This window comes from Paenibacillus sp. J22P15 (assembly GCF_056269345.1).
In genome coordinates, this window is the sequence record NZ_JBWDNT010000001.1 from 264,437 (window position 1) to 286,001 (window position 21,565).

General features: G+C 46.8%; 21 protein-coding genes. 19 read left to right on the top strand and 2 right to left on the bottom strand.

Going from position 1 to position 21,565, the window contains the following annotated elements; genetic code table 11:
- The first annotated feature begins 167 nt into the window (after positions 1-167).
- The 4 genes from AC0YN6_RS01245 to coaD all read left to right on the top strand — a co-directional run bounded on the left by AC0YN6_RS01245 (position 168) and on the right by coaD (position 2,867).
- A complete protein-coding gene (locus AC0YN6_RS01245) occupies positions 168-569 on the top strand; it encodes an SMI1/KNR4 family protein (RefSeq protein WP_475744530.1) in 402 nt (133 codons plus the stop codon).
- A 368-nt stretch (positions 570-937) separates the two neighbouring features.
- Positions 938-1,300 carry a YmaF family protein gene (locus AC0YN6_RS01250; RefSeq protein ID WP_475744532.1) on the top strand — a complete coding sequence of 121 codons (363 nt, stop codon included), beginning with the start codon at positions 938-940 and terminating at the stop codon, positions 1,298-1,300.
- 480 nt (positions 1,301-1,780) lie between these two features.
- Positions 1,781-2,377, top strand: a complete 597-nt coding sequence (gene rsmD / locus AC0YN6_RS01255) for a 16S rRNA (guanine(966)-N(2))-methyltransferase RsmD (RefSeq protein WP_475744533.1) — start codon at positions 1,781-1,783, stop codon at positions 2,375-2,377.
- Positions 2,364-2,867, top strand: coding sequence for a pantetheine-phosphate adenylyltransferase (coaD, locus tag AC0YN6_RS01260; RefSeq protein ID WP_475744534.1), 504 nt, complete (start codon positions 2,364-2,366; stop codon positions 2,865-2,867). The genes rsmD and coaD overlap by 14 nt, the downstream gene beginning before the upstream one ends.
- A 38-nt stretch (positions 2,868-2,905) precedes the next feature.
- On the opposite strand, the gene AC0YN6_RS01265 is transcribed toward coaD, so the two are convergent.
- Positions 2,906-4,132, bottom strand: coding sequence for a nucleoside recognition domain-containing protein (locus AC0YN6_RS01265; protein WP_475744535.1), 1,227 nt, complete (start codon positions 4,130-4,132; stop codon positions 2,906-2,908).
- A gap of 207 nt (positions 4,133-4,339) precedes the next feature.
- Here AC0YN6_RS01265 and AC0YN6_RS01270 point away from each other — a divergent pair, with 207 nt between their 5' ends.
- Entirely contained in the window at positions 4,340-5,395 is a 1,056-nt protein-coding gene (locus tag AC0YN6_RS01270; RefSeq protein WP_475744537.1) for a S16 family serine protease, read from the top strand.
- A gap of 11 nt (positions 5,396-5,406) precedes the next feature.
- Here the strand turns inward: AC0YN6_RS01270 and AC0YN6_RS01275 are convergent, their stop codons facing one another.
- Entirely contained in the window at positions 5,407-6,666 is a 1,260-nt protein-coding gene (locus AC0YN6_RS01275) for a nucleotidyltransferase (protein ID WP_475744538.1), read from the bottom strand.
- Positions 6,667-6,827: 161 nt separating this feature from the next.
- On the opposite strand from AC0YN6_RS01275, the gene AC0YN6_RS01280 reads away from it, so the two are divergent.
- The 14 genes from AC0YN6_RS01280 (at position 6,828) to ffh (ending at position 21,559) form a co-directional block, all read left to right on the top strand.
- Complete coding sequence (locus AC0YN6_RS01280) at positions 6,828-7,349, top strand: YceD family protein (RefSeq protein WP_475744539.1); 522 nt, start codon at positions 6,828-6,830, stop codon at positions 7,347-7,349.
- A 38-nt stretch (positions 7,350-7,387) separates the two neighbouring features.
- Positions 7,388-7,561, top strand: a complete 174-nt coding sequence (rpmF, locus tag AC0YN6_RS01285) for a 50S ribosomal protein L32 (protein WP_006036546.1) — start codon at positions 7,388-7,390, stop codon at positions 7,559-7,561.
- A gap of 277 nt (positions 7,562-7,838) precedes the next feature.
- Complete coding sequence (gene fapR, locus AC0YN6_RS01290) at positions 7,839-8,435, top strand: transcription factor FapR (protein WP_475745499.1); 597 nt, start codon at positions 7,839-7,841, stop codon at positions 8,433-8,435.
- Positions 8,419-9,408: a phosphate acyltransferase PlsX gene (gene plsX / locus AC0YN6_RS01295; protein WP_475744540.1), complete on the top strand. Its 990-nt coding sequence runs from the start codon at positions 8,419-8,421 to the stop codon at positions 9,406-9,408. The genes fapR and plsX overlap by 17 nt, the downstream gene beginning before the upstream one ends.
- 9 nt (positions 9,409-9,417) lie before the next feature.
- Positions 9,418-10,404 carry a beta-ketoacyl-ACP synthase III gene (locus AC0YN6_RS01300; RefSeq protein WP_475744542.1) on the top strand — a complete coding sequence of 329 codons (987 nt, stop codon included), beginning with the start codon at positions 9,418-9,420 and terminating at the stop codon, positions 10,402-10,404.
- Positions 10,405-10,530: 126 nt separating this feature from the next.
- On the top strand, positions 10,531-11,469 hold the full coding sequence (gene fabD / locus AC0YN6_RS01305) for an ACP S-malonyltransferase (protein ID WP_475744543.1): 939 nt from the start codon (positions 10,531-10,533) through the stop codon (positions 11,467-11,469).
- A gap of 15 nt (positions 11,470-11,484) precedes the next feature.
- A complete protein-coding gene (gene fabG / locus AC0YN6_RS01310) occupies positions 11,485-12,234 on the top strand; it encodes a 3-oxoacyl-[acyl-carrier-protein] reductase (protein ID WP_475744545.1) in 750 nt (249 codons plus the stop codon).
- A 91-nt stretch (positions 12,235-12,325) separates the two neighbouring features.
- Positions 12,326-12,559: an acyl carrier protein gene (locus tag AC0YN6_RS01315; protein ID WP_053375686.1), complete on the top strand. Its 234-nt coding sequence runs from the start codon at positions 12,326-12,328 to the stop codon at positions 12,557-12,559.
- A gap of 290 nt (positions 12,560-12,849) precedes the next feature.
- Positions 12,850-14,091: a beta-ketoacyl-ACP synthase II gene (gene fabF / locus AC0YN6_RS01320; protein WP_475744546.1), complete on the top strand. Its 1,242-nt coding sequence runs from the start codon at positions 12,850-12,852 to the stop codon at positions 14,089-14,091.
- Positions 14,081-14,785, top strand: a complete 705-nt coding sequence (rnc, locus tag AC0YN6_RS01325) for a ribonuclease III (RefSeq protein WP_475744547.1) — start codon at positions 14,081-14,083, stop codon at positions 14,783-14,785. Before fabF ends, rnc begins: the two co-directional genes overlap by 11 nt.
- Positions 14,786-15,001: 216 nt before the next feature.
- Positions 15,002-18,577: a chromosome segregation protein SMC gene (gene smc / locus AC0YN6_RS01330; RefSeq protein WP_475744548.1), complete on the top strand. Its 3,576-nt coding sequence runs from the start codon at positions 15,002-15,004 to the stop codon at positions 18,575-18,577.
- Positions 18,578-18,620: 43 nt separating this feature from the next.
- Positions 18,621-19,628, top strand: a complete 1,008-nt coding sequence (gene ftsY / locus AC0YN6_RS01335) for a signal recognition particle-docking protein FtsY (RefSeq protein WP_475744550.1) — start codon at positions 18,621-18,623, stop codon at positions 19,626-19,628.
- A 165-nt stretch (positions 19,629-19,793) separates the two neighbouring features.
- The gene (gene ylxM, locus AC0YN6_RS01340) at positions 19,794-20,156 is read left to right on the top strand and encodes a YlxM family DNA-binding protein (RefSeq protein WP_475744551.1); all 363 of its coding nucleotides are present in this window, start codon (positions 19,794-19,796) and stop codon (positions 20,154-20,156) included.
- Positions 20,157-20,182: 26 nt separating this feature from the next.
- A complete protein-coding gene (gene ffh / locus AC0YN6_RS01345; RefSeq protein ID WP_475744552.1) occupies positions 20,183-21,559 on the top strand; it encodes a signal recognition particle protein in 1,377 nt (458 codons plus the stop codon).
- Positions 21,560-21,565 lie beyond the last annotated feature (6 nt).

Here is a 21,565-nt window from a genome sequence, read left to right on the forward strand (position 1 = left end):
AGTGTTCATAATGGTGGTACCGGTGTAGCACAGCTATACAATAAAAATGGAGTCGTATATCCACCATATACTGATCAACATTCTGGTATAGCGATGATAGAGCCAGCTACTTCCCATACTGGAACTGTAATCCGTGGTGTTTGCTGCCTATTAAGGAGGAATTATTTGTGAGCCAATATGAGACAATAACCAAAGCTTTAATGTCTAGATTTAATGATAATGTATTAACAATTCAGACTGCAGGTGGAGAAACGTATCAAACAATTTGTACTTTTAATCCGCCAGCTTCGCTGCATGAAATTGAAAGCATGTGTAAATTAAAGAATTGGTCATTACCGATAGATTATAAACATTTTTTATTATATTCAAATGGTGCGCGATTGTTCGATGTTGTAAGAACCTATGGTGGATTTGAATTATTTAGTATTGATGAAAATATACAGAATCATTATGATTACATGCTTGACAACTGGATACCCATAGCAAGTCACCAAGGTGATCTTTTATTAATCGATTCTTCACGATCTGATGGTGATAATTATTTATTTTGGCGAGGGAGAGCTTATTGACCAACAAACCTTTACTTTTAAAATCAATTTTAGAACGTGGTTTGAAAGGATTATTCTTTGCCAGGGAGAAAGGTTCTGGTTATGGCAGAATTAATAGAGTATAAAAAAATTTATAATGGGCTCAACGTTTAGAAGACTCTTGCAATTTATGCAGGAGTCTTACTTTTTAGGAAACAGAATAATAATGAGTATTTTCGATCTTAATCGATTTTTTTTATTAATCTAATAGAAAGAGTACATTGACACAATTAATATTATTATTAGAATCGTTGATAATTGCCTAGCACATTCAGTCGTTTACCTTAATAGAATGTTGTGAGTCACATAATCAGTTATGGGTCACGTAATCATTAGGAGGTATGCAACGAATGAAGATGAAAAAAGCTAGGATAGTAAAGAAAGCTAGATCTTGTAAAAAGGTACAGCGGCACGTGCATGAATTTGAAGGAAGTACTAAACTAGCTGAAGAGGGCAATGATCGACATAATCATCGCTTTGCAGGAGTTACCGGGCAAGCGATTCGAGTCGGAAAAAGTCATGTCCATGAAATTGATCTTACGAACACAGATTTCTTAAACCATTTTCATAAACTGAAAAAGATTGTAACTGGACCGGCAATTCCAGTCGGAAATGGCAAACACGTTCATTTTGTAACAGGCCAAACGACATTAAATGATGGTCATGTTCACCAATTTAAATTCGCAACATTGATTCAAGCACCTCTTGTTTAACTAATAAATTATGCAGAAAGAAATGAATGGTCATGAAGAAACTATTTTAAGTACAACATTCAAATATCAGAATACGATAGCTCAGATTTGACCACCTATTTGTTAGGTGGTCTTTCTTTTGGAAGCGTTTATATGTAGCGCAATATTTTTTCATCCTGTCCGTGTATATTTATCAGTAATCAGGACAAAATACATTTATCGGCGTCGCAAGATGCCGTAGACAACCGCGGAGAAGACTTACGTTTCCCCATAAGCTCTTCGTCCGGTTTCTCCTCTCCCATGAAAAGGGCGCTCCGAAAGGGGCGCCCGATTTTTTGTTATTTCAAAGTTCATTTTCTCCCTCCATTTTCAAATTTTACGGTTTGTATGAAATTTGTGTCCCCGTCGGTTACGTCCTCATTTTTCGACAGGATCCCGCTTTATTATGAAAGGGATTCTATGGTACGATAAGCGGGAATGAGATAGAAGGGGGCAATTGCAGTGAGAGTCATTGCGGGCGAGGCCAAGGGCCGCACGCTGAAAGCTGTGCCTGGTATGAATACGAGGCCGACTACGGATAAGGTGAAGGAAGCTATTTTTAGCATGATCGGGCCTTACTTCGACGGAGGATTTGCACTGGACCTGTTTGCAGGTACAGGCGGATTAGGTATTGAAGCTTGGAGCAGAGGGATAGAGCATACCGTTTTTGTTGATCGGGAAAGAATCAGCATCGATACAATTCGTCATAATGTGACAACGGCAAAGATGGGAAGCGCTGCTGAAATTTATAAAAATGATGCGGAGCGCGCATTGAAAGCGCTGGCGAAGCGGGAACAAAAGTTCCGGCTTGTTTTTCTTGATCCGCCATACAAAATGATAACGATGGATAGTATAATGACGCAGCTTGTTGAGAATCAGATGCTTGAGCAGGATGCCATTATCGTAGTCGAGCATGATGCGGCTCATCGGTACCCGGAGAAGCTGGAGTGTTTTGACCAATTGAAACATGCTAAATACGGGGATATTGCCGTTTCCATATATCAGTATTACAGCGAAGAAAGTCATCACGACGGGAGTGAATCCGATGTTAACGAATAAACAAGAGCGCGTAGCCGTATATCCGGGTACGTTTGACCCTGTTACATATGGTCATTTGGATATCATACGCAGATCTGCTAAGCAATTTGATCGGCTAATTGTAGCGGTATTGAATAACTCGAACAAAAATCCATTGTTTAGTGTAGCGGAGCGCAAGGCGCTGCTTACCGAAGTAACTCGCGACATTCCGAATGTGGAAATCGACGATTTCCGTGATTTGCTCGTGCGTTTTATGAAAACGCGGCAGGCTAATGTCATTATTAGGGGCATTCGTTCGGTAACTGATTTTGAATATGAGCTGCAGCTCGCTTCAACGAATCATCTGCTTGATAATGAAATTGATACGATGTTTATGATGACGAACCCGAAGTATTCGTATTTGAGCTCAAGCATCGTAAAGGAAATCGCACAATTCCACGGTGCAGTGCATGAGTTAGTACCGCCTGTTGTAGAGAAACAATTGAGGGAGAAATATAACTCAAAAATTTAAATAATCGTTTTATAAATCGATCATTTTAATGCCATTATTTATAGTGTTTTACCCGCACGGCGGAATGGCAAAAGCACAATGGAAACAAGCAGTCCGAGAAGTGCGAGCAGGATGCAAGCTGTTATGGAAAACTGCCATAATAAAGGAAAATCTCCGACTTTTACTACAATAGCGATAGCTTGGCCTTGAGTCGGTTCTGCTAGGGCTAATGTTGGTGCGGTTCCTGAAGCAAGCAGTGAACTCAGCAGAGAAGTGATCGGCTTCCAGAGGAATGCAATAAATAAGCAGGCGTGCAAGGCGTGAGCTGCTCTCCATAGGACGAATGGAAGCAGCTTTAAGTCCGTTCCCGTAATAGAGTACCCCGCTTGCAAAATACCGCTGAGTCCGCTCCATGCAAGTACAGCGGCAATAGCAGCTGCGTTGCCGAGCATACTAGCTGCAGGAGCCTCCCAAATAGCAGCAGCATAAGAGCCTAAGTGACTTTCAAAAAAAGCTTGGCTAATGAAGCCTAATCCGGCTTCTGCTAATAGGGGAGAGAGCAGCGGCTCTGATAATTTCGCGAGTACCGCTGCGAAGATCATAAATCCGCCGATCATCATTAGTTTCTGGACGCTGGCAGCAACAGAATCGCCAAGCGCTTTGCCGAAGCTGCGGCCATCCTGCTCCCTGCCGAGGCGAAAGGCTTCCGCTGCGCGATGAAAGATGCTGCCGCTTCTCTCTGGGCCAGTGCGAGGATCTGAGGGGAGCTTGGCAGGCTCATCTCTGCGGCTGAACAATGTTATGATCACCATGACCCATAGCGCTGACAACCATACGGCAATTGCAATAACTACACCTACAACGGGCTGATGTAGGAAGCCAGCACCGATAACAACGAGCATAAATAAAGGATTCGGCATATGGGAGAGGGCTAGCAGCCGCTGGCCCTGTTGTTTTGAGACGAGGTTTCTTTTGCGTAGGGAAGCTGTCGCTTCTGCTCCTGAGGGATAACCTCCCATCCAACCAAGAACAATCGTGAGCGCAGCTTCTCCCGGAAGCTTGAACAACCGGCTCATCAAAGGTTGAAGCAGCGATCCTATAGCATTCGCGAGGCCAAAGGCCGCAATTAATTCGAACAATACGAGAAACGGCAGTAAGCCGGGAAATACAATATTCCACCAAACAGTTAGTCCTTGAAGCGAAGATTGAAAAGCAGCATTAGGCTGAAGAATGATGGCCACGACAAGTAATATGGACAGGAACGCTAACAGAACTGTTTTCGCCAAAGCTACTCCACTCCTTTAATCTGCTAGGAATATATAGAAAATGAAGCGCGCCAGAAAGCACGCTTATGACATCATGAGATGGACAATCATATACGTTAAATAGTACGCGTAGGAGTACTTGGTTAGACCAATAGAACTTTTATCAGTCACATAATAGTTTATACTCGATTTGGAATGGGAAATGGGAATTTGAACGGGGTGTAGTGAATGCAAAAACAACGATCAGATTTTCGTAGAATAGCAATGATTGTCTTATCGACGGCAGTTTTTATGTGGGTATTGTTATATGCTCCGACGCCGTATGTTATATATGAACCGGGCATTGCTGTGCCTGTTAAGCCGATGGTAACGATTGAAAATGGGGATTCTTTGGGCAAAGGCGACTTTTTGCTTACCGCTGTGAAATTAACAGAGCGTAATTTTCTACAGACGATACAATCGATGTGGAATTCGAATATGGACGTGCATCTTAAACGAGATGTGATGCGAGGCAGTACGATAGAGGAATACGCGAAGAGACTAAGCATCGTTATGCAGGGTTCGCAAAATAATGCGATCGAAGCGGTGTATCATTACGCTGACTTGCCTTATGTGAGTAAGGTTAATGGTTTTGTAGTTTCCGCTGTTGGTACGAGTAATGATGGCAAACCCAGTCAATTTCAAGCAGGAGATAAGCTCGCTGGGATTCATGGTGAAAAGGCGCCGAGCAGTATCTCAGCTATGCTTGAGTCGTTAAAGGTGTATAATAAGGGGAATAATATCCTATTTGATGTTGAGCGTAAGGGTCAAAATATTCAAGTGGAGTATCCATTAAACTTTTTCGAAGCAGTCAAGACGAATGAGCAATTGTTGGACGTGCTTGGTATAATAAGCTTGAATGAACAGCGAAGCTTGGAACCAGCGGATCGCAATAACCGCATCAACATAACTGCTGGTGATATCGGAGGTCCATCGGCCGGTCTCGTCTTTGCACTGCAGTCTTTGGATCTGCTGACGAAAGGCGATTTATCAGGTGGTCATCGTATTGCAGCGACAGGCACCATTACGGTAGACGGGGCAGTTGGTGCGATTGGCGGTATAAAACAAAAAGTTGTGATCGCAAGCGAGCAAGGTGCCGAGCTGTTTCTAGTCCCTAAGGACAACTTAAGGGTTGCCGAGGCGAAAGCAAAATCGCTTGGCGCCTCGATGAAAGTGGTCGGTGTTGGTACGCTTGCGGAAGCTGTTGATCAAATCAAAGCTTTTCTCGCTGGGAATGACAGGTAAAGGCAGTTTGCTTATTTCGTGAAAGAATCGATCGTTATTGGTCTTTCGGTAAAATCACGGAATAACGATTGTTCAGCATGATTGCCAGGCACGCCTAGTGAGTAGACGCTGCTCGCTTGCGTATCAAGCTCCAAATAACGGAAGGGCTTAGGTGCGCGTGCCGCACTCAGAAGAACGGGCAGTTTGGCAGTTTTTCGCATTCGCCGTAATAAATGCTTGCCTTTTTCCGTAAAACCAAGCACTCTTATATATTCAACACCAGATGCAAGCTTGTCCGGTGTGAAATCAGATTTATGATGTCCAAGCAGAATAGCAAGAAGTGAACGCTGCAGCTTCGTTCTCGTATAGCGCTTCGTTTTTAGAGCTTCTAGCAAGTCATCGAATTGTCGTGAAGGCAGTTTAGGGAGGGCGTTGTGAATTCTGTGCTCCAAGCCCTCTGTAATCTCGTGCAAGTTCGCCAGTTCGTTCGGTGAACGGGTTACAATCGCATGCAGCAAAGCATTCGTGAATGGCTCCCAGCTGATCGGGCAACGACCTGCTACCCATTCCTGCTGCAAGATACGCATCGTGGATTCCGGTACATAAGCTTGAGCTTCCTCAAGTGAACGCTGCTCAAGGAGCAACTTGCGGATTGCGGTCGCACTTGCGATTTGGCTGTCGGTCGCAACTTCCTGGTTATACTGCGCTTTCTCACGGGTGATGGTAAAAGGTTTCATTTGGCCGTTAAGCCGGTTCAGAGCAAGCAAATAATGCAGAGCTAGTGTATGATTAGGAAGCGCGAACGGAAAACTCGCGGCACTGGAATAGCCCTGATTCGCTAAATAAGCGGTAATCGCGCTGCTGTATGCGCTTGGATAACTTATTCCTGTTTGAAGCAGCTGCTTCAGCAGAGCTTTAAAGGCTGGAGGCTCGTGTGCAACGATCTCGGCGGCCTTGAGCAGCGGTTCAAGCTCGCCGTTCTCCGTTCCGAAGCAGAAGCTGTCAACGACTCCAGTTGCCTCCAGCAGGGATACAGCGCCATATGCGAACCATTCGGCCGCCTGTGTAGCGTAAGCGACTGGGAGTTCTATAACGAGATCACAGCCGCCCTCGAGCGCCGTACGCGTTCTAGCCCATTTGTCCAGCAAGGCTGGCTCGCCGCGTTGCAGGAAATGTCCGCTCATAACGGCAACGACTGCGTCAGCCTGCGTTATTTTACGCGATTGTTGCAAATGATACAAATGTCCGTTGTGAAACGGATTGTACTCGACAATGAGTCCGACGGTGCGCATTCGCTTGTTCCTCTCTCTGTTAAATGTTGGTTGTTTCACTATAGCATAGAGAGGGAGCACAATCACGGTCCGCTTTCAGTCTTATTGAAATACCGTGTGAAAATGTTGACAAAACAGTAGTCTGATAGATATAATAATCTTTGTTTGTTTGGGGTGATCTGATGCAGTTTCATATTCAAGAAACAATGTCCAAAGGGTTAAAAACGACAATCGACGAAATGCTCGATGTCAGTGACCTTTTTAAAGGACGCCAAGATGTTTATCGTACGGGACCGCTCCACGTATCGCTTCAGGTAACTGGGCATGAAGAGTTCATTGAAGTTGAGGGCAAACTTGCCATTGACCTCGAGCTTGCTTGCTCACGCTGCCTTGATTCGGTAAAGGATCATACGGTCATTCGATTCTCGGAAGTATTCAAGCGGGCTGCGTCTGACGAAGACCGTGAAGAGGGTATGGAAGAGGAAGAGAGTGATTTCATTGAAGTAGATGCGGACAAACTGGACTTGAAGCCTTATGTGGAAGAAGCACTTCAACTGTTCATGCCTTTTGCCCCGCTTTGCAGCAATGATTGTAAAGGTCTCTGTCAGACTTGCGGACAGAACTTAAATGAGCACAAATGCGACTGTTCTACGGAGAAGATTGATGTCCGTTTTGCAGCGCTAAAGGATCTATTTAAGGAATAAAAGTAGCAGTGATTGAATTTTTGAAGGAGGTGTTAAATATGGCAGTACCACAGCGTAGAACTTCCAAGACTCGCCGTGATAAACGTCGTACGCATTTCAAACTTGCAGTACCGGGCATGGTGAAATGTGAGCAATGCGGCGAGCTGAAATTGGCTCACCACGTATGCAAAGTTTGCGGTTATTACAAAACTAAAGAGATCATTTCCCAATAAGAAATGATGTCGGAGATAGCACCCCATCCATGGATGAGGTGCTGTTTTTTTTGTTCTATACGATGAGAGATAAGATTAAAATTTAGTGATAAATACGCTTACATTTTAATGCTGCATTGCACTCGAGCGTATTTTTTTATATACTTAATTAGTACCAGGTGATAATATCAAGCAACATACATATACTAATCGTGCTGATGCCTCATGAGGCTGCGGAGCGAATAAAAATTGTCTATCCTTCACTATAGGGTAAAAGGTGGTGCCGAACATCGAACGAATGCCCAAACGGCAGCGGCATCAGCAGCTTGCCCGACATATTGATGAGAATCCTTTTATAACGGATCGGGAACTGACTAGATTGCTCAAGGTAAGCATCCAAACAATACGCCTTGATCGAATGGAGCTTGGCATACCAGAGCTTAGAGAACGTCTGAAGCTTATGGCTGAACGTTCCTATGACTCCGTTCGATCATTAGCCTTACACGAGGTGATTGGTGATATTGTTGATTTGGAATTGGACAAGAGCGGCATCTCGGTATTTGAGATACGCGAAGAACATGTTTTCTCCAGAACAGGTATTGCACGCGGTCATCACGTATTTGCTCAAGCGAATTCACTTGCCGTTGCTATTATAGATGATGAAATTGCACTTACCGTAACAGCAGACATCAGATTCATTCGACCTGTTAAGCTTGGGGAGAAATGTATTGCCAAAGCTTATGTTCGTTCTATTTCGGGTGAGCGAAGCAAGGCCAAGGTTGAGCTGTTTACTTATGTCGGAGATGAAATGGTATTCCAGGGTAACTTTGTTATTTATCGGTCCGCGGGAGACACAGATACTGAAGGAGGAGACATACGTGCGGATCGCTATTGATGCTATGGGTGGAGATAATGCACCCGGCTTAATTGTGCAAGGAGCGCTTGATGCAGCGGCAGAGTGGCCAGATACGGAGCTGCTGCTCGTCGGTGAGACGTCTGCTATTGAACCGTTATTGAAAGGGCAGAAGCCCGCTAATATAACCATTTGCCATGCAGAAGAGGTAATCGGCCCAGATGATGAGCCTGTTAAAGCGGTGCGCCGCAAAAAAGGGGCATCGATGGTCGTTGCCGGGCAGCTCGTTCGCGAGAAACAGGCAGACGCTATGCTGTCGGCAGGAAATACTGGCGCGTTAATGGCGACAGGACTTCTCGTAGTTGGACGAATGGATGGAATTGAAAGACCCGCACTTGCGCCTATGATGCCTACGATGGATGATGTCGGTATTCTAACGCTTGATTTGGGAGCAAACATGGATGCTAAACCGGAGCATTTGCTGCAATATGCGATAATGGGCAGCATTTATCGGGCGAAGGTGCACGGTCTTCACAACCCAAGAGTTGGTCTTCTGAACGTAGGGACTGAGGCTATGAAGGGGAATGAAATGGCCAAAGCGGCATACACTTTGCTCGAACAAGCACCTGTTAATTTTATCGGCAATGTTGAAGCAAGGGATGTTCTGAACCGAAATTGCGACGTGCTCGTTTGCGACGGCTTTGCCGGCAATATTATGCTTAAAGCGATGGAAGGAGCAGCGGGTACAATATTTTCATCGCTTAAGGACGCATTTGGTCAAACATTATTGACAAAGTTAGCAGCTGCGATTATGCTTCCAAAGCTGCGTACGCTTAAGAAAAGAATGGATTATAAAGAACATGGCGGTGCACCTCTGCTTGGTTTAAATGGTCTTGTAGTGAAATGTCATGGATCCTCGGATGCTCTAGCTGTTAAAAATGCAGTTAGGCAAGCGCGCAGCGCAATTCAAGGACAATTGATTGAAACAATAGCAACAGAAATAAACGGGAAGTGAGTGTGCGAAATGAGTTTACATCCTGTGGGTATTATCGGTACCGGCAAATATGTTCCTGAACGTATTTTATCAAACAAAGAGCTAGAAGCAATGGTAGAAACAAATGATGAATGGATCGTTACACGTACAGGGATCAAGGAACGCCGCCTTGCATCAGCAGAGGAAGCAACATCTGATCTGGCACTGCATGCATCGCGCGATGCGATTGCAGCAGCGGGTCTAACGGTGGAAGATATCGATCTCATCATCGTAGCGACAATTACACCTGATATGTATTTTCCTTCGACCGCTTGCTTGCTTCAAGATAAGCTCGGCGCGAAGAAAGCAGCTGCATTTGATTTGTCAGCAGCTTGCTCTGGCTTTATATATGGATTAGCGACGGGTACCAGCATGATCGCAAGCGGGTTGTACAAGCATGTACTCGTTGTAGGTGCAGAGACGTTATCACGCATTACTGACTACACTGACCGCAATACATGCATACTGTTCGGAGACGGTGCAGGTGCTGTTGTCCTTGGAGAAGTTGAAGAGGGTCGAGGCTTTCAATCGTTCGTGCTTGGGGCAGATGGAAGCGGCGGCGAGTTGCTCAAAGTAAGTGGAGGCGGATCACGTGTCCCAGCTACGGAAGAGAGCGTCCAGTCTAGACAGCATTATATTCATATGGCCGGCAATGATGTATTTAAGTTCGCTGTGCGTATTATGGGTAGTGTAGCTGAGGAAGCTTTGCAGAAGGCGGGCTTAGTCAAGGAAGATATTGATCTTCTTATTCCGCATCAAGCGAATATTCGTATTATCCAGTCCGCATTAAACAGACTTAGCCTCTCAGAAGATAAGGCAATGATTAACTTGGACAAATACGGTAATATGTCATCAGCATCTATTCCCGTTGCTCTTGCAGAAGCAGTTGAGCAAGGCCGCGTGAATGAAGGAGACCGACTTGTGCTTGTTGGTTTCGGCGGCGGTTTGACATGGGGAGCTTCGGTCCTTGTATGGTAATAGGCGCGCACTTTTGCGAAATAAGACGTTATAAGTTTTCCTCTTATGACGAGCTTACATATCACCGCGGAACGAGCTTTGCTGCAAATGCAGATGAGCCGTATACGTGTGTAAGGGGGAAACATTTTGAGTAAAACGGCATTTGTATTTCCAGGACAAGGCGCTCAAGCTGTCGGGATGGGAAAGGACGCATTTGATGCGTTTGATCGTTCCCGTGCGATTTTTGAAAAAGCAGATGAGGCGCTTGGCTTCCCTTTAAGCCAAATTATTTTTGAAGGACCGGAAGAGACGCTCAAGCAAACGGCGAACACGCAGCCAGCGCTGCTTACCGTTAGCGTCGCGATGTTGGAAGCATTAGCTGGATATGGGTTGAAGCCTGATTATGTTGCAGGACATAGTTTAGGGGAATACAGCGCGCTTGTTGCTGCCGGAGTGCTTTCCTTTGAGGATGCTGTTCGCACAGTCCGCGCCCGCGGCCAGTTCATGGAGCAAGCCGTTCCAAGCGGCCAAGGTGCAATGGCGGCAGTGCTTGGTGCAGAGCGTGAGACGCTTGCTGCACTTTGCGCAGCGATCACCGCTGAAGGCACAGCTGTTGAACTTGCAAATGTGAACTGTCCAGGTCAAATTGTTGTGTCAGGCACAGCTGCAGGGGTTCAAGCTGTTGTTGAGCGCGGTAAGGAAGAAGCTGGCGCAAAACGGGTTATTCCTCTTGAAGTCAGCGGTCCTTTCCATTCTTCTCTCATGAAGCCTGCTGCGACTAATCTTCAAGCAACGTTAGCGAGCATTGCAATGCAAGATGCGAATGTTCCTGTTGTGGCGAATGTCACTGCAAATGTGGTATCGTCAGCTGATGAGATTCGCGGTTTGCTCGTGGAACAGGTATATTCACCTGTTTTGTGGGAAGATAGTGTTCGCTATTTAATCGAGCAAGGCGTCGATACGTTTGTGGAAATCGGGTCGGGAACGGTGCTTGCCGGCCTGATCAAAAAAATCGACAAAAGTATACGCGTCATATCGATAAACAGCATCTCTGCGCTTGATGCGCTGCAGGTGAATGAACAATAGGATGGAGGGGATTCGATGTTTGCAAGCTTGGAAGGGAAGAAAGCACTTGTAACAGGTGCGTCGCGAGGCATAGGCAGATCGATTGCTATTGCGCTCGCTGAGGCTGGCGCGGATGTTGCCATTAATTATTCTGGCAGCGAAGCGGCTGCAGCTGAGACAGCGCAAGCTGTTGAGGCGCTTGGTAGACGCGCAATTGTCATTAAAGCTAATGTCGGCAAATCAGATGAATTTGATACGATGGTCAAGGAAGTCATCGAGCAATTCGGAGCTGTTGACATTTTAGTGAATAATGCAGGAATAACAAGAGATAATTTAATCATGCGTATGAAGGAAGATGAGTTTGACCAAGTCATTGAAACAAACTTAAAAGGCGTTTTCAATGGCATTAAAGCGGTCACTCGTTCGATGATGAAACAGCGTTCTGGCCGAATCATCAATATTTCTTCTGTTGTTGGTGTGCTCGGAAATCCTGGGCAGGCTAACTATGTCGCAGCGAAAGCTGGCGTGATCGGCCTTACTAAAGCTAGCGCTCGCGAGCTTGCGTCACGCGGCATTACCGTTAACTGTGTTGCCCCAGGGTTTATTCAAACCGAAATGACGGACAAGCTTCCGGAAGAAATGCGCCAATCTTTGGCTGGCCAGATTCCGCTTGCCCGTCTCGGTGACCCGAGTGACATCGCAAACGCAGTCCGTTTTCTTGCTTCGGATGCCTCAGCCTATATGACTGGACAGACGATTCATGTGGACGGCGGCATGTATATGTAACACCAAATAATTCATCATTAAGGAATTAACACGGTTACGTATGGCATTTTATCTTTAATTCTCGTATAATACCATGGAGGAGGTGAACCGGATGTCCGAAGTAGTAGATCGCGTAAAACGTATCGTCATCGACCGACTAGGCGTAGACGAAGCGGAAGTTACACTAGAAGCTTCATTTAAAGATGACCTCGGCGCTGACTCTCTTGATGTCGTTGAATTGGTCATGGAGCTAGAAGACGAGTTTGATATGGAAATTTCTGATGAAGATGCTGAGACAATCACCACTGTGGGAGAAGTAGTTAAATACATACAATCTCATACGTAAGAAGGACAAGTCCCGTTTTTAATAAACGGGACTTCTCTCCATCTAGAAGGCTTCCAGTAATGGAATTATGAAAGCATAATAGCTTTGACATAAACAAGCGTGAATGGCTTTATTTGCATCTCATTTATACCTCCTTATATTTCAAGCGTAAAGGCTCTCGCCGTTTGTGAACGGCTATGCTTTGATTTACCGAGAAATATAAGCAGGGTATACGCATTATAGCAACGTTGACCGAATAACAAGATGACGCTGCTAGCGCATCAAAATTGCTGGACTAAGAGGTGAATCGAATGAAACAAAGAGTTGTTGTTACGGGTATGGGGGTTATTACCTCGCTCGGTTCCGATTTAGAGGAATTTTGGGGCAATTTGCTCGAAGGTAAGTCAGGTATCTCGGTTGTTGAGGCTTTCGATTTCTCTGAGTATCCGACGCGCATTGCCGCTGAAGTGAAAAACTTCAATCCTGAGGATTACGGTTTAGATAAGAAAGAAGCACGCAGAATGGATCGTTTCGTACAATTTGCTGCAGTAGCTAGTCAATTGGCGGTTAAAGACGCAGATTTGCAAATCGGTACAAATGCGGACCCTGAACGAGTAGGGGTTATGGTCGGTTCTGGTATCGGAGGACTTGGCACGTGGGAAGATCAGCACAATATTTTGCTGGAGAAAGGTCCTAAACGTGTCAGCCCATTCTTTATTCCGATGATGATCGCAAACATGGCTTCTGGACAAGTATCAATGCTTACCGGCGCGAAGGGTCCGAACAGTACGGCGGTTACCGCTTGCGCTACAGGCACGCATTCCATCGGTGATTCATTCAAATTGATTCAACGCGGCGACGCTGACGTTATGATTGCTGGCGGAGCAGAAGCGACAATTAGACCTACTGGTATGGCGGGCTTCTGCTCAATGCGTGCGATGTCTGTACGCAATGAAGAGCCTGAAAAAGCTAGTCGTCCGTTTGACGTAGATCGTGATGGTTTCGTAATGGGCGAGGGCGCTGGCGTACTGGTACTTGAATCGCTGGAGCACGCACAAGCACGCGGAGCAAAAATTTATGCAGAGGTTATTGGTTATGGTATGAGCGGTGACGCACATCACATGACTGAGCCAGATCCAGACGGTGCTGCTCGCTGTATGGTGAAAGCATTCAAGGATGCAGGCATAGAGCCATCTGAAATCGACTATATCAATGCGCACGGTACTTCGACACCTGTAGGTGATCGATCGGAGACGAAAGCTATTAAAAAAGCTCTCGGCGACCACGCATACAAAGTAGCGGTCAGCTCGACGAAATCAATGACGGGTCATTTGCTTGGTGCAGCTGGCGGCGTTGAAGCTGTAATTCTTGGCTTGACGCTCAAAAGCGGAATCATCGCTCCGACCATTAATTTAGAAAATCAAGATCCAGAATGCGATCTTGATTATGTGCCAAATAAACCGCGTGAAGCAAATGTACGTGTTGCATTGTCCAACTCATTTGGCTTTGGTGGTCACAATGCATCGATCGTGATGAAAGTTTATGAAGCGTGATTCCTTCTATGAGCTGCAGCAGCGGCTGCAGCTCAGTTTTAAGCGGACAAAGCTGCTGAGGCAGGCTTTCACTCATACTTCATACGTCAATGAACATAAGCGCGGGTCGGCACAGGATAATGAACGATTGGAATTTTTGGGAGATGCGGTGCTGCAATTGCTTGTTTCTGAGTATTTGTTTGCAACGTATCCTCAGCGTCCAGAGGGCGAGCTCACGAGAATGCGAGCCTCGATCGTCTGCGAGCCATCCTTAGCCCAATTTGCAGAACGTTTAGAGCTAGGCTCTCATGTGCTACTCGGACGCGGCGAAGAGCAGCTCGGCGGTCGGCTGCGGCAAGCGTTGCTAGCTGATTTGTTCGAGTCGTTTATCGGAGCAATCTTTCTTGATGCAGGCATCGAGGAAACGAGAGCTTTCCTCAATGAGCATATGTTTCCTTTTGTCGAGTCAAACGACTATGGACTTCTCGTTAAAGATTCCAAGTCGAAGCTGCAGGAACGTTCACAGCATCATGGACTTGGTGCGGTAGAATATCGTATCATCGAAGAACGTGGACCTGCGCATGACCGTGAATTTGTCGTAGAGGTATATCTCGGTGAAGAGCGCTTTGGCGTGGGCAGCGGGAGAACGAAGAAGGAAGCGGAGCAGCGTGCTGCAGCTGAAGCATGGCGTACGCTATCGCAGGAACAAGTCTAATCAGCCAAGAGAGTATTCAGAAGGTCATTCGGCCTGATGGATGCTCTCTTTTTTATAATCTTTTCAATTCATAACATTCCGGGTTTAAGCGAAGTGCAAATATGAGATGTCGAAATAGGTTGAAAAACGTAAACGGTTTGGTCGCTTTTAGTAGCTGGAATGGTTATCAATGCCCATAAGATGTGGTACAATGAGGGGTGAGGTGAAAACCAAGATATGTTTCTGAAACGGATAGAATTAACAGGCTTTAAATCTTTTGCTGATCGGACTGAAATGGAATTTGTGACCGGCATTACAGCGGTAGTAGGTCCGAACGGCAGTGGAAAAAGCAACATCTCAGACGGCATACGTTGGGTGCTGGGTGAGCAAAGCGCGAAGAGCCTCCGCGGCGGCAAGATGGAGGATATTATTTTTGCTGGGAGCGACGCCCGCAAAGCTGTCAATTACAGCGAGGTATCGCTTACTCTTGATAACTCTGATGGCGCCTTGCCACTGGAGTATAACGAGGTAACCGTGACGCGGCGTGTACATCGAAGCGGCGATAGCGAATATTTAATAAACAAGCAGCCATGCAGGCTAAAAGATATTACCGAGCTGTTTATGGATACCGGTATCGGTAAAGAAGCTTATTCGATTATTGGACAGGGTCGAATTGAAGAAATTTTAAGTACGCGCTCAGAAGATCGACGCGGGATATTTGAAGAAGCTTCTGGCATTGTCAAATATAAATCCCGTAAACGCGAGGCGCAGAGGAAGCTTGATGAAACTGAGCAGAATTTGCTTCGCATACACGATCTGGTAACGGAGCTTGAGGATCAAGTCGGACCGCTGCGCAAGCAGTCTGAGAAAGCAATTCACTTCAAAGCGCTGAAAGAACAGCTGAAAACGAAGGAAATCTCCATGTACGTACATAACATAGAGCAGATTCATGTTTCATGGACGGAGGCAAACGGCAAGCTGGAGCGTTTGCAGCAGGAGCAGCTTCAGTTATCTACGGTGGTAAGCAAACATGATGCGCATTTGGAGAAGGATCGTCAGCAGCTGAGGGAGTTGGAGCTGGAACTTGACCAGCTTCATGAATCGATGCTGCAGATTAGCGAAGATTTCGAGAAATGTGAAGGTTACGGTGAGGTTCTGAAGGAACGCAAGCGTAATCTGGAGCAAAATAAGCGACAGCTTGAAGAGTCGATCGCTGCGCAGGATGCTCGCATAATTACAATGACGCAGGAGGAAGCGGAATTTCGCAGCCGTGCAGCGTCGCTGCAATTGCAGCTGGCGGACCTTCGTTCGAAAATATCTGATGAGGAAACGCGTCTCTTAGGCGTTGCAGGCAGCGCCGTTGCCGATGCGGAAGAAACGCTCAAAAGCGAGCTGCTCGAAGTGCTGAGCTCAATGGCGCAGCATCGCAATGAGATTCGCTATGCAGCACAGCAGCAAGAAACGCTGCAGCGGCGCATGGAACGTATTAGCGAGGATGAGACCAAATGGTTGGAGCAGCAGGCTAAATTAGATGGAAGACGCTCGGAGCTTGCGACGACGCTGGAGTCTACTCTAGCTCGGCTGGAGCAGGCAAGAAACAAAACTCTCACCGAATCCGAGCAAACAAAATCTATCTCCCAAAGCTTGGAGGAGGTTACACTCGCGATCCGCAAGTGGGAGCAGAAGCTTGACAGCCATGTTTCTAGACGCGATACGATGAAAGAAATGCAGGATGCATTAGACGGCTTTATGCAGGGCGTTAAAGAAGTTCTCAAAGCTTCGAGACGCGGTAACGGCGGGATTAGCGGTGTGCATGGTGCGGTAGCGGAGCTTGTTCGTGTTCCGGAACGTATTGAGACAGCTGTTGAGACCGCGCTGGGCGGTGCGCTGCAGCATATCGTCATGGAGGATGAGAAAACAGCGCGTACAGCTATCGCCTTTCTGAAACAGCGACAGCTGGGACGGGCTACCTTTCTACCGCTCGATGTCATTCGCGGCAGACAAGTTCCAGAGCATGACAAGCGAACTTTCGAATCCATCGAAGGATTCGTCGGTGTTGCTGCAGATTTGGTGAGCTCGGATGATCGCTACTCGGCGATCGTCAACAATTTGCTCGGCAATGTGATGCTTGCCGAAACGCTTGAGCAAGCGAATCGAATTGCTTCGAGATGCCAATATCGTTATCGGGTCGTTACGCTTGAAGGCGATATTGTCAATGCTGGCGGATCGATGACGGGCGGCAGCTTGCAGAAGAAGGGCGCAAGCCTGCTTGGTCGTCAACGCCAGATTGACTCACTCGATCAAGAGATTGCGGATGCTCGCAGGATGGTTGAGCAGCTGCGCAACAAGCTCAGCGATTTGCGCAAGGAGCATTCTATACGCACTCACAATATTGAGGAGCTGCGCGCAGAAGGTGAGAAAAGCCGTATTGAAGAGCAGCAAATCAGGGCTGAATTGCAGCAGCTTCACAACGAAGCGAAGCATTTGGACGAGCAGCGTCAGCTTTATTCCGCAGATCGCAATACGCATTTATCTGAGCAGAAGGATGTTCAGGCAACAGCCGCGGCTGCAGAGCTCCGACTAGAGCAGCTGGTTGTGGATGAAGCAAGGCTTCAGGAGGCTATCCGCCTTGCGGAGGAGAGACGCAAAGCAAGTGAGTTTGCGAAGGAAGAGCTGCAGGGTCAGCTTACCGATATAAAAATCGCTGCAGCGAAGACCGATCAAGAAAAGCTCTCATTCGAGGATCAATCAGCACGTGTGCGTGCAGATATTGGCCGGTCTAAACAGGAACTTGCAGGTTTGCGTTCCGTGTTCATTCAGCAAGAGGAAGAGCTGGCGAGACATGCCGATGAAACGGTTCAGCAAATTGAGCAGCTTAATCATCTCCGCTTGAAGAAGCAAGCATGTGTAGAGCAAACGGATTTGAAACGATCAGCCCGTGCGCAGCGTATTGCTGAGCTAGATCTGGGAGAGAGTGAAACGAAGGATCAACGCGGTCAGCTCAGACAAGTCGAAGAGCAAATGAGACAGACGGAAATTGCAGCTAACCGCCTTGATGTGGAGCTGGATAATCTGCTTCGTAAGCTTAGCGAGGAATATGAGCTTAGCTACGAGCTTGCTAAGGAGCAGTACCCAATACCGGAGGACGTTCTCGGTACACAGAATGAGGTTAGAGATGTTAAGCGTCAAATTACAGCGCTCGGCGATGTGAATTTAGGCGCAATCGAGGAGTATGAACGGGTTAGCGAGCGTTTTGAGTTTCTGTCAGAGCAGAAGAATGATTTGATCGAAGCCAAAACGACGCTGTATCAGGTTATCCGTGAAATGGATGACGAGATGTCGAAACGGTTCAAATCTACGTTTGAAGCGATTCGTAGTCACTTTGTCATTGTTTTCGCGAAGCTATTCGGCGGAGGCAGAGCTGATCTTGTACTCGTAGATCCGGATCGCGTGCTGGATACAGGGATCGATATTGTTGCACAGCCACCAGGCAAAAAGCTGCAAAATCTTCAGCTGCTTTCTGGCGGTGAGCGAGCTTTGACAGCTATCGCTTTATTATTTGCGATTTTGCAAGTAAAGCCCGTTCCATTCTGCGTGCTTGATGAAGTTGAGGCAGCGCTCGATGAGGCGAACGTATCGCGTTTTGCACAATATTTGCGTGAGTTTTCTGAGCTAACACAATTTATCGTGGTCACGCACCGCAAAGGTACGATGGAAGAAGCGGATGTGCTGTATGGTGTTACAATGGAGGAAGGCGGCGTATCGAAGCTAGTTTCAGTGCGCTTAGAGGATGAAGAGCCGGTATCCGCATAAATAATAGAAAAAACCGGTAATGAGAGGATGGGGAGTTGAAACGATGAGTTTTTTTAAGAAGCTGAAGGAAAGCATCGCGACAAAAACAGAAGCAGTGACTAATATTTTCAAAGAGGGCTTGTCGAAGACTCGTACTGCGTTCGTTGAGAAGGTTGAAGAGCTCATTACGCGCCGCAAAAAAATCGACGAGCAGTTTTATGAGGAGCTCGAGGAGATATTAATCGGCGCGGATGTCGGTGTGAATACCGTTATGCAGCTCATTGACGATCTTCGCGTCGAAGTGAAAAAACGGAAAATCGAGGATGCAGCTGATTTGCAGCCCGTTCTGTCTGAGAAGCTGATCCAGCTAATGAAGGGCGACGATCATTCAGGTTTGCGCATGGCACCAAGCGGAATTACTGTTATTTTGTTCGTTGGCGTTAACGGCGTTGGCAAGACGACGACTATTGGCAAGCTTGCACATAAGTTTAAGAACGAAGGTAAAAGTGTGCTCATGGCTGCTGGCGATACGTTCCGTGCTGGTGCGATCGAGCAGCTTGAAGTATGGGGTCAGCGCGTAGGTGTTGATGTCATCAAGCAGCAATCCGGATCAGACCCGGCAGCAGTTATGTACGATGCGGTACAGGCTGCTAAACAACGTGGAGTAGACGTTCTTTTGTGCGATACGGCTGGCAGGCTCCAAAACAAAACGAATTTGATGGAGGAGCTCAACAAGATTTTCCGTGTCATTCAGCGTGAGCTGCCGGATGCTCCTCATGAGGTTTTGCTGGTGCTTGATGCAACGACTGGTCAAAATGCGCTTAGTCAAGCAAAGTTGTTCGGAGAGAAGAGCGGTGTTACTGGCCTTGTCCTGACTAAACTAGATGGAACGGCTAAGGGTGGAATCGTAATCGCGATTCGCAATGAGCTCAGTCTTCCCGTTAAGCTCGTAGGTCTAGGAGAGAAAATGGGCGACCTGCAGCAATTTGATTCGGAACAATTCATTCACGCACTGTTTGCTGGTTTAATCCAACGTGAGGATACGCAGGACGCAGACAAAACGGCGGAATAGTCAGCAAAAGAGAGATGTTCATATGCAGACAAAACAACTCGTAAAAGTGACAAGGTAAAACACTTGACAGCAGCCTATAGCGTCATGTATTATAAAAGACGTTGCTGGTGTAAAGGTATTTACCTTGTCGGCAGCATAGGCTTAATAACTGGAGGGGCTGAGGGGATGAAAGCAAATGAACCAGATGCCTTATCCAAAACAACCCGAATAAACTTGTTATTCGACTTTTACGAGCCGCTCTTGACCGAGAAGCAGCGGACGTTTCTCAAATATTATTTTCACGACGATTTCTCCCTTGGGGAGATTGCCAGCGAGTTCGGTATTAGCAGACAAGCGGTATACGAACACATCAAGCGAGCCGAACAGGTGCTTGAGAGTTATGAAAGCAAGTTAGGCTTGCTTATCAGACATGAATCACTTCTACAAATAACCGTGCAACTTGTGGACAGCGTTAATGGACTTTCCATTGCCGAGCAGGACAGGCAGGCGCTCATGAGTGTTATAGCACAGCTTAATTTAGCCGAATAATACATGAAGAGTGGAGGTGACGGTACATGGCAGCATTTGAGAGCTTATCGAGTCGGCTTCAGAATGTGTTCAGCAAGCTGAGGGGCAAAGGCAAGGTTTCCGAGGATGATGTTAGCGAAGCAATGCGTGAGGTGCGTTTGGCGCTTCTAGAGGCAGACGTTAACTTTAAAGTCGTGAAGGACTTTATTGCGAAAGTGAAGGAACGGGCTATCGGTTTGGATGTATCCAAGAGCTTCACGCCCGGCATGGTCGTCATCGATATCGTAAATAAAGAGCTGACCGAGCTGATGGGCGGCACACAGAGCAAGCTGGTAAAAGCTAATAAGCCTCCGACAGTCATTATGATGGCGGGCTTGCAGGGTGCAGGTAAGACGACAACCACTGGCAAGCTGGCAAAGCTGCTTCAGAAGAGCAACAATAAGCCGCTTCTAATCGCTTGCGATATTTATCGTCCAGCTGCAATTAAGCAGCTTCAAGTGCTTGGTGAACAAATCAATGCGCCGGTCTTCTCACTTGGTGATAAAACTTCACCTGTAGAAATTGCGCGTGCTGGACTACAGCATGCCAAAGAGAACGGCAATGACTATGTCATCATTGACACCGCCGGTCGTTTACATATCGACGAAGAACTGATGGAAGAGCTTAAGCAAATTCATCAGGTTACGAAGCCGGATGAAGTCCTTCTCGTTGTAGATGCAATGACAGGACAAGATGCTGTAAACGTTGCGAAGAGCTTCCATGAGCAGCTCGCTTTAACGGGTGTTGTACTGACTAAGCTGGATGGCGATACTCGCGGTGGCGCGGCGCTTTCGGTTAAAGCAGTTACAGGATGTCCGATTAAATTCGCAGCAATGGGTGAGAAGATCGACTCCTTAGAGCCGTTCCATCCTGAGCGTATGGCTTCACGGATTCTCGGCATGGGCGACATGCTATCTCTGATCGAGAAAGCACAGTCGAATATCGATGCGGATAAAGCGAAGGAAATGGAACGTAAAATGCGCACTGCAGAGTTTACGTTCGACGATTTCCTTGAGCAGATGGAGCAGGTTCGCAATCTCGGACCGCTTGATCAAATTATGGATATGCTGCCCGGCATGAACAAGATGAAGGGCATGAAGGATATGAAGGTCGATGAGAAGCAAATCGGCCGCGTCGAAGCTATTGTCCGCTCCATGACGAAAGAGGAGAAGCAAAAGCCCGAGCTGCTTAATCACAGTCGTCGCAAGCGTGTAGCTGCTGGTAGCGGCACGACGATCGTGGAGGTTAACCGCCTCATAAAGCAGTTTGACGACATGAAAAAAATGATGAAACAATTCTCATCGATGATGGGGCCGAAAGGGCCAAAAGGCGGCAAAAAAGGCCTTAAAGGTATGCTCGGCAAAAATATGAAGTTCCCGTTTTAATCGTTG

Excerpts from the sequence above, each read along its gene's own strand:
- ffh (WP_475744552.1), top strand. The coding sequence starts at position 20,183 with ATGGCAGCATTTGAGAGCTTATCGAGTCGGCTTCAGAATGTGTTCAGC.
- coaD (WP_475744534.1), top strand. The coding sequence starts at position 2,364 with ATGTTAACGAATAAACAAGAGCGCGTAGCCGTATATCCGGGTACGTTT.
- fabF (WP_475744546.1), top strand. The coding sequence starts at position 12,850 with ATGAAACAAAGAGTTGTTGTTACGGGTATGGGGGTTATTACCTCGCTC.
- AC0YN6_RS01280 (WP_475744539.1), top strand. The coding sequence starts at position 6,828 with ATGCAGTTTCATATTCAAGAAACAATGTCCAAAGGGTTAAAAACGACA.
- AC0YN6_RS01275 (WP_475744538.1), bottom strand. The coding sequence starts at position 6,666 with ATGCGCACCGTCGGACTCATTGTCGAGTACAATCCGTTTCACAACGGA.
- fabG (WP_475744545.1), top strand. The coding sequence starts at position 11,485 with ATGTTTGCAAGCTTGGAAGGGAAGAAAGCACTTGTAACAGGTGCGTCG.
- AC0YN6_RS01300 (WP_475744542.1), top strand. The coding sequence starts at position 9,418 with ATGAGTTTACATCCTGTGGGTATTATCGGTACCGGCAAATATGTTCCT.
- rpmF (WP_006036546.1), top strand. The coding sequence starts at position 7,388 with ATGGCAGTACCACAGCGTAGAACTTCCAAGACTCGCCGTGATAAACGT.
- fapR (WP_475745499.1), top strand. The coding sequence starts at position 7,839 with ATGCCCAAACGGCAGCGGCATCAGCAGCTTGCCCGACATATTGATGAG.
- ylxM (WP_475744551.1), top strand. The coding sequence starts at position 19,794 with ATGAAAGCAAATGAACCAGATGCCTTATCCAAAACAACCCGAATAAAC.
- AC0YN6_RS01250 (WP_475744532.1), top strand. The coding sequence starts at position 938 with ATGAAGATGAAAAAAGCTAGGATAGTAAAGAAAGCTAGATCTTGTAAA.
- AC0YN6_RS01270 (WP_475744537.1), top strand. The coding sequence starts at position 4,340 with ATGCAAAAACAACGATCAGATTTTCGTAGAATAGCAATGATTGTCTTA.
- rnc (WP_475744547.1), top strand. The coding sequence starts at position 14,081 with ATGAAGCGTGATTCCTTCTATGAGCTGCAGCAGCGGCTGCAGCTCAGT.
- smc (WP_475744548.1), top strand. The coding sequence starts at position 15,002 with ATGTTTCTGAAACGGATAGAATTAACAGGCTTTAAATCTTTTGCTGAT.
- AC0YN6_RS01315 (WP_053375686.1), top strand. The coding sequence starts at position 12,326 with ATGTCCGAAGTAGTAGATCGCGTAAAACGTATCGTCATCGACCGACTA.
- ftsY (WP_475744550.1), top strand. The coding sequence starts at position 18,621 with ATGAGTTTTTTTAAGAAGCTGAAGGAAAGCATCGCGACAAAAACAGAA.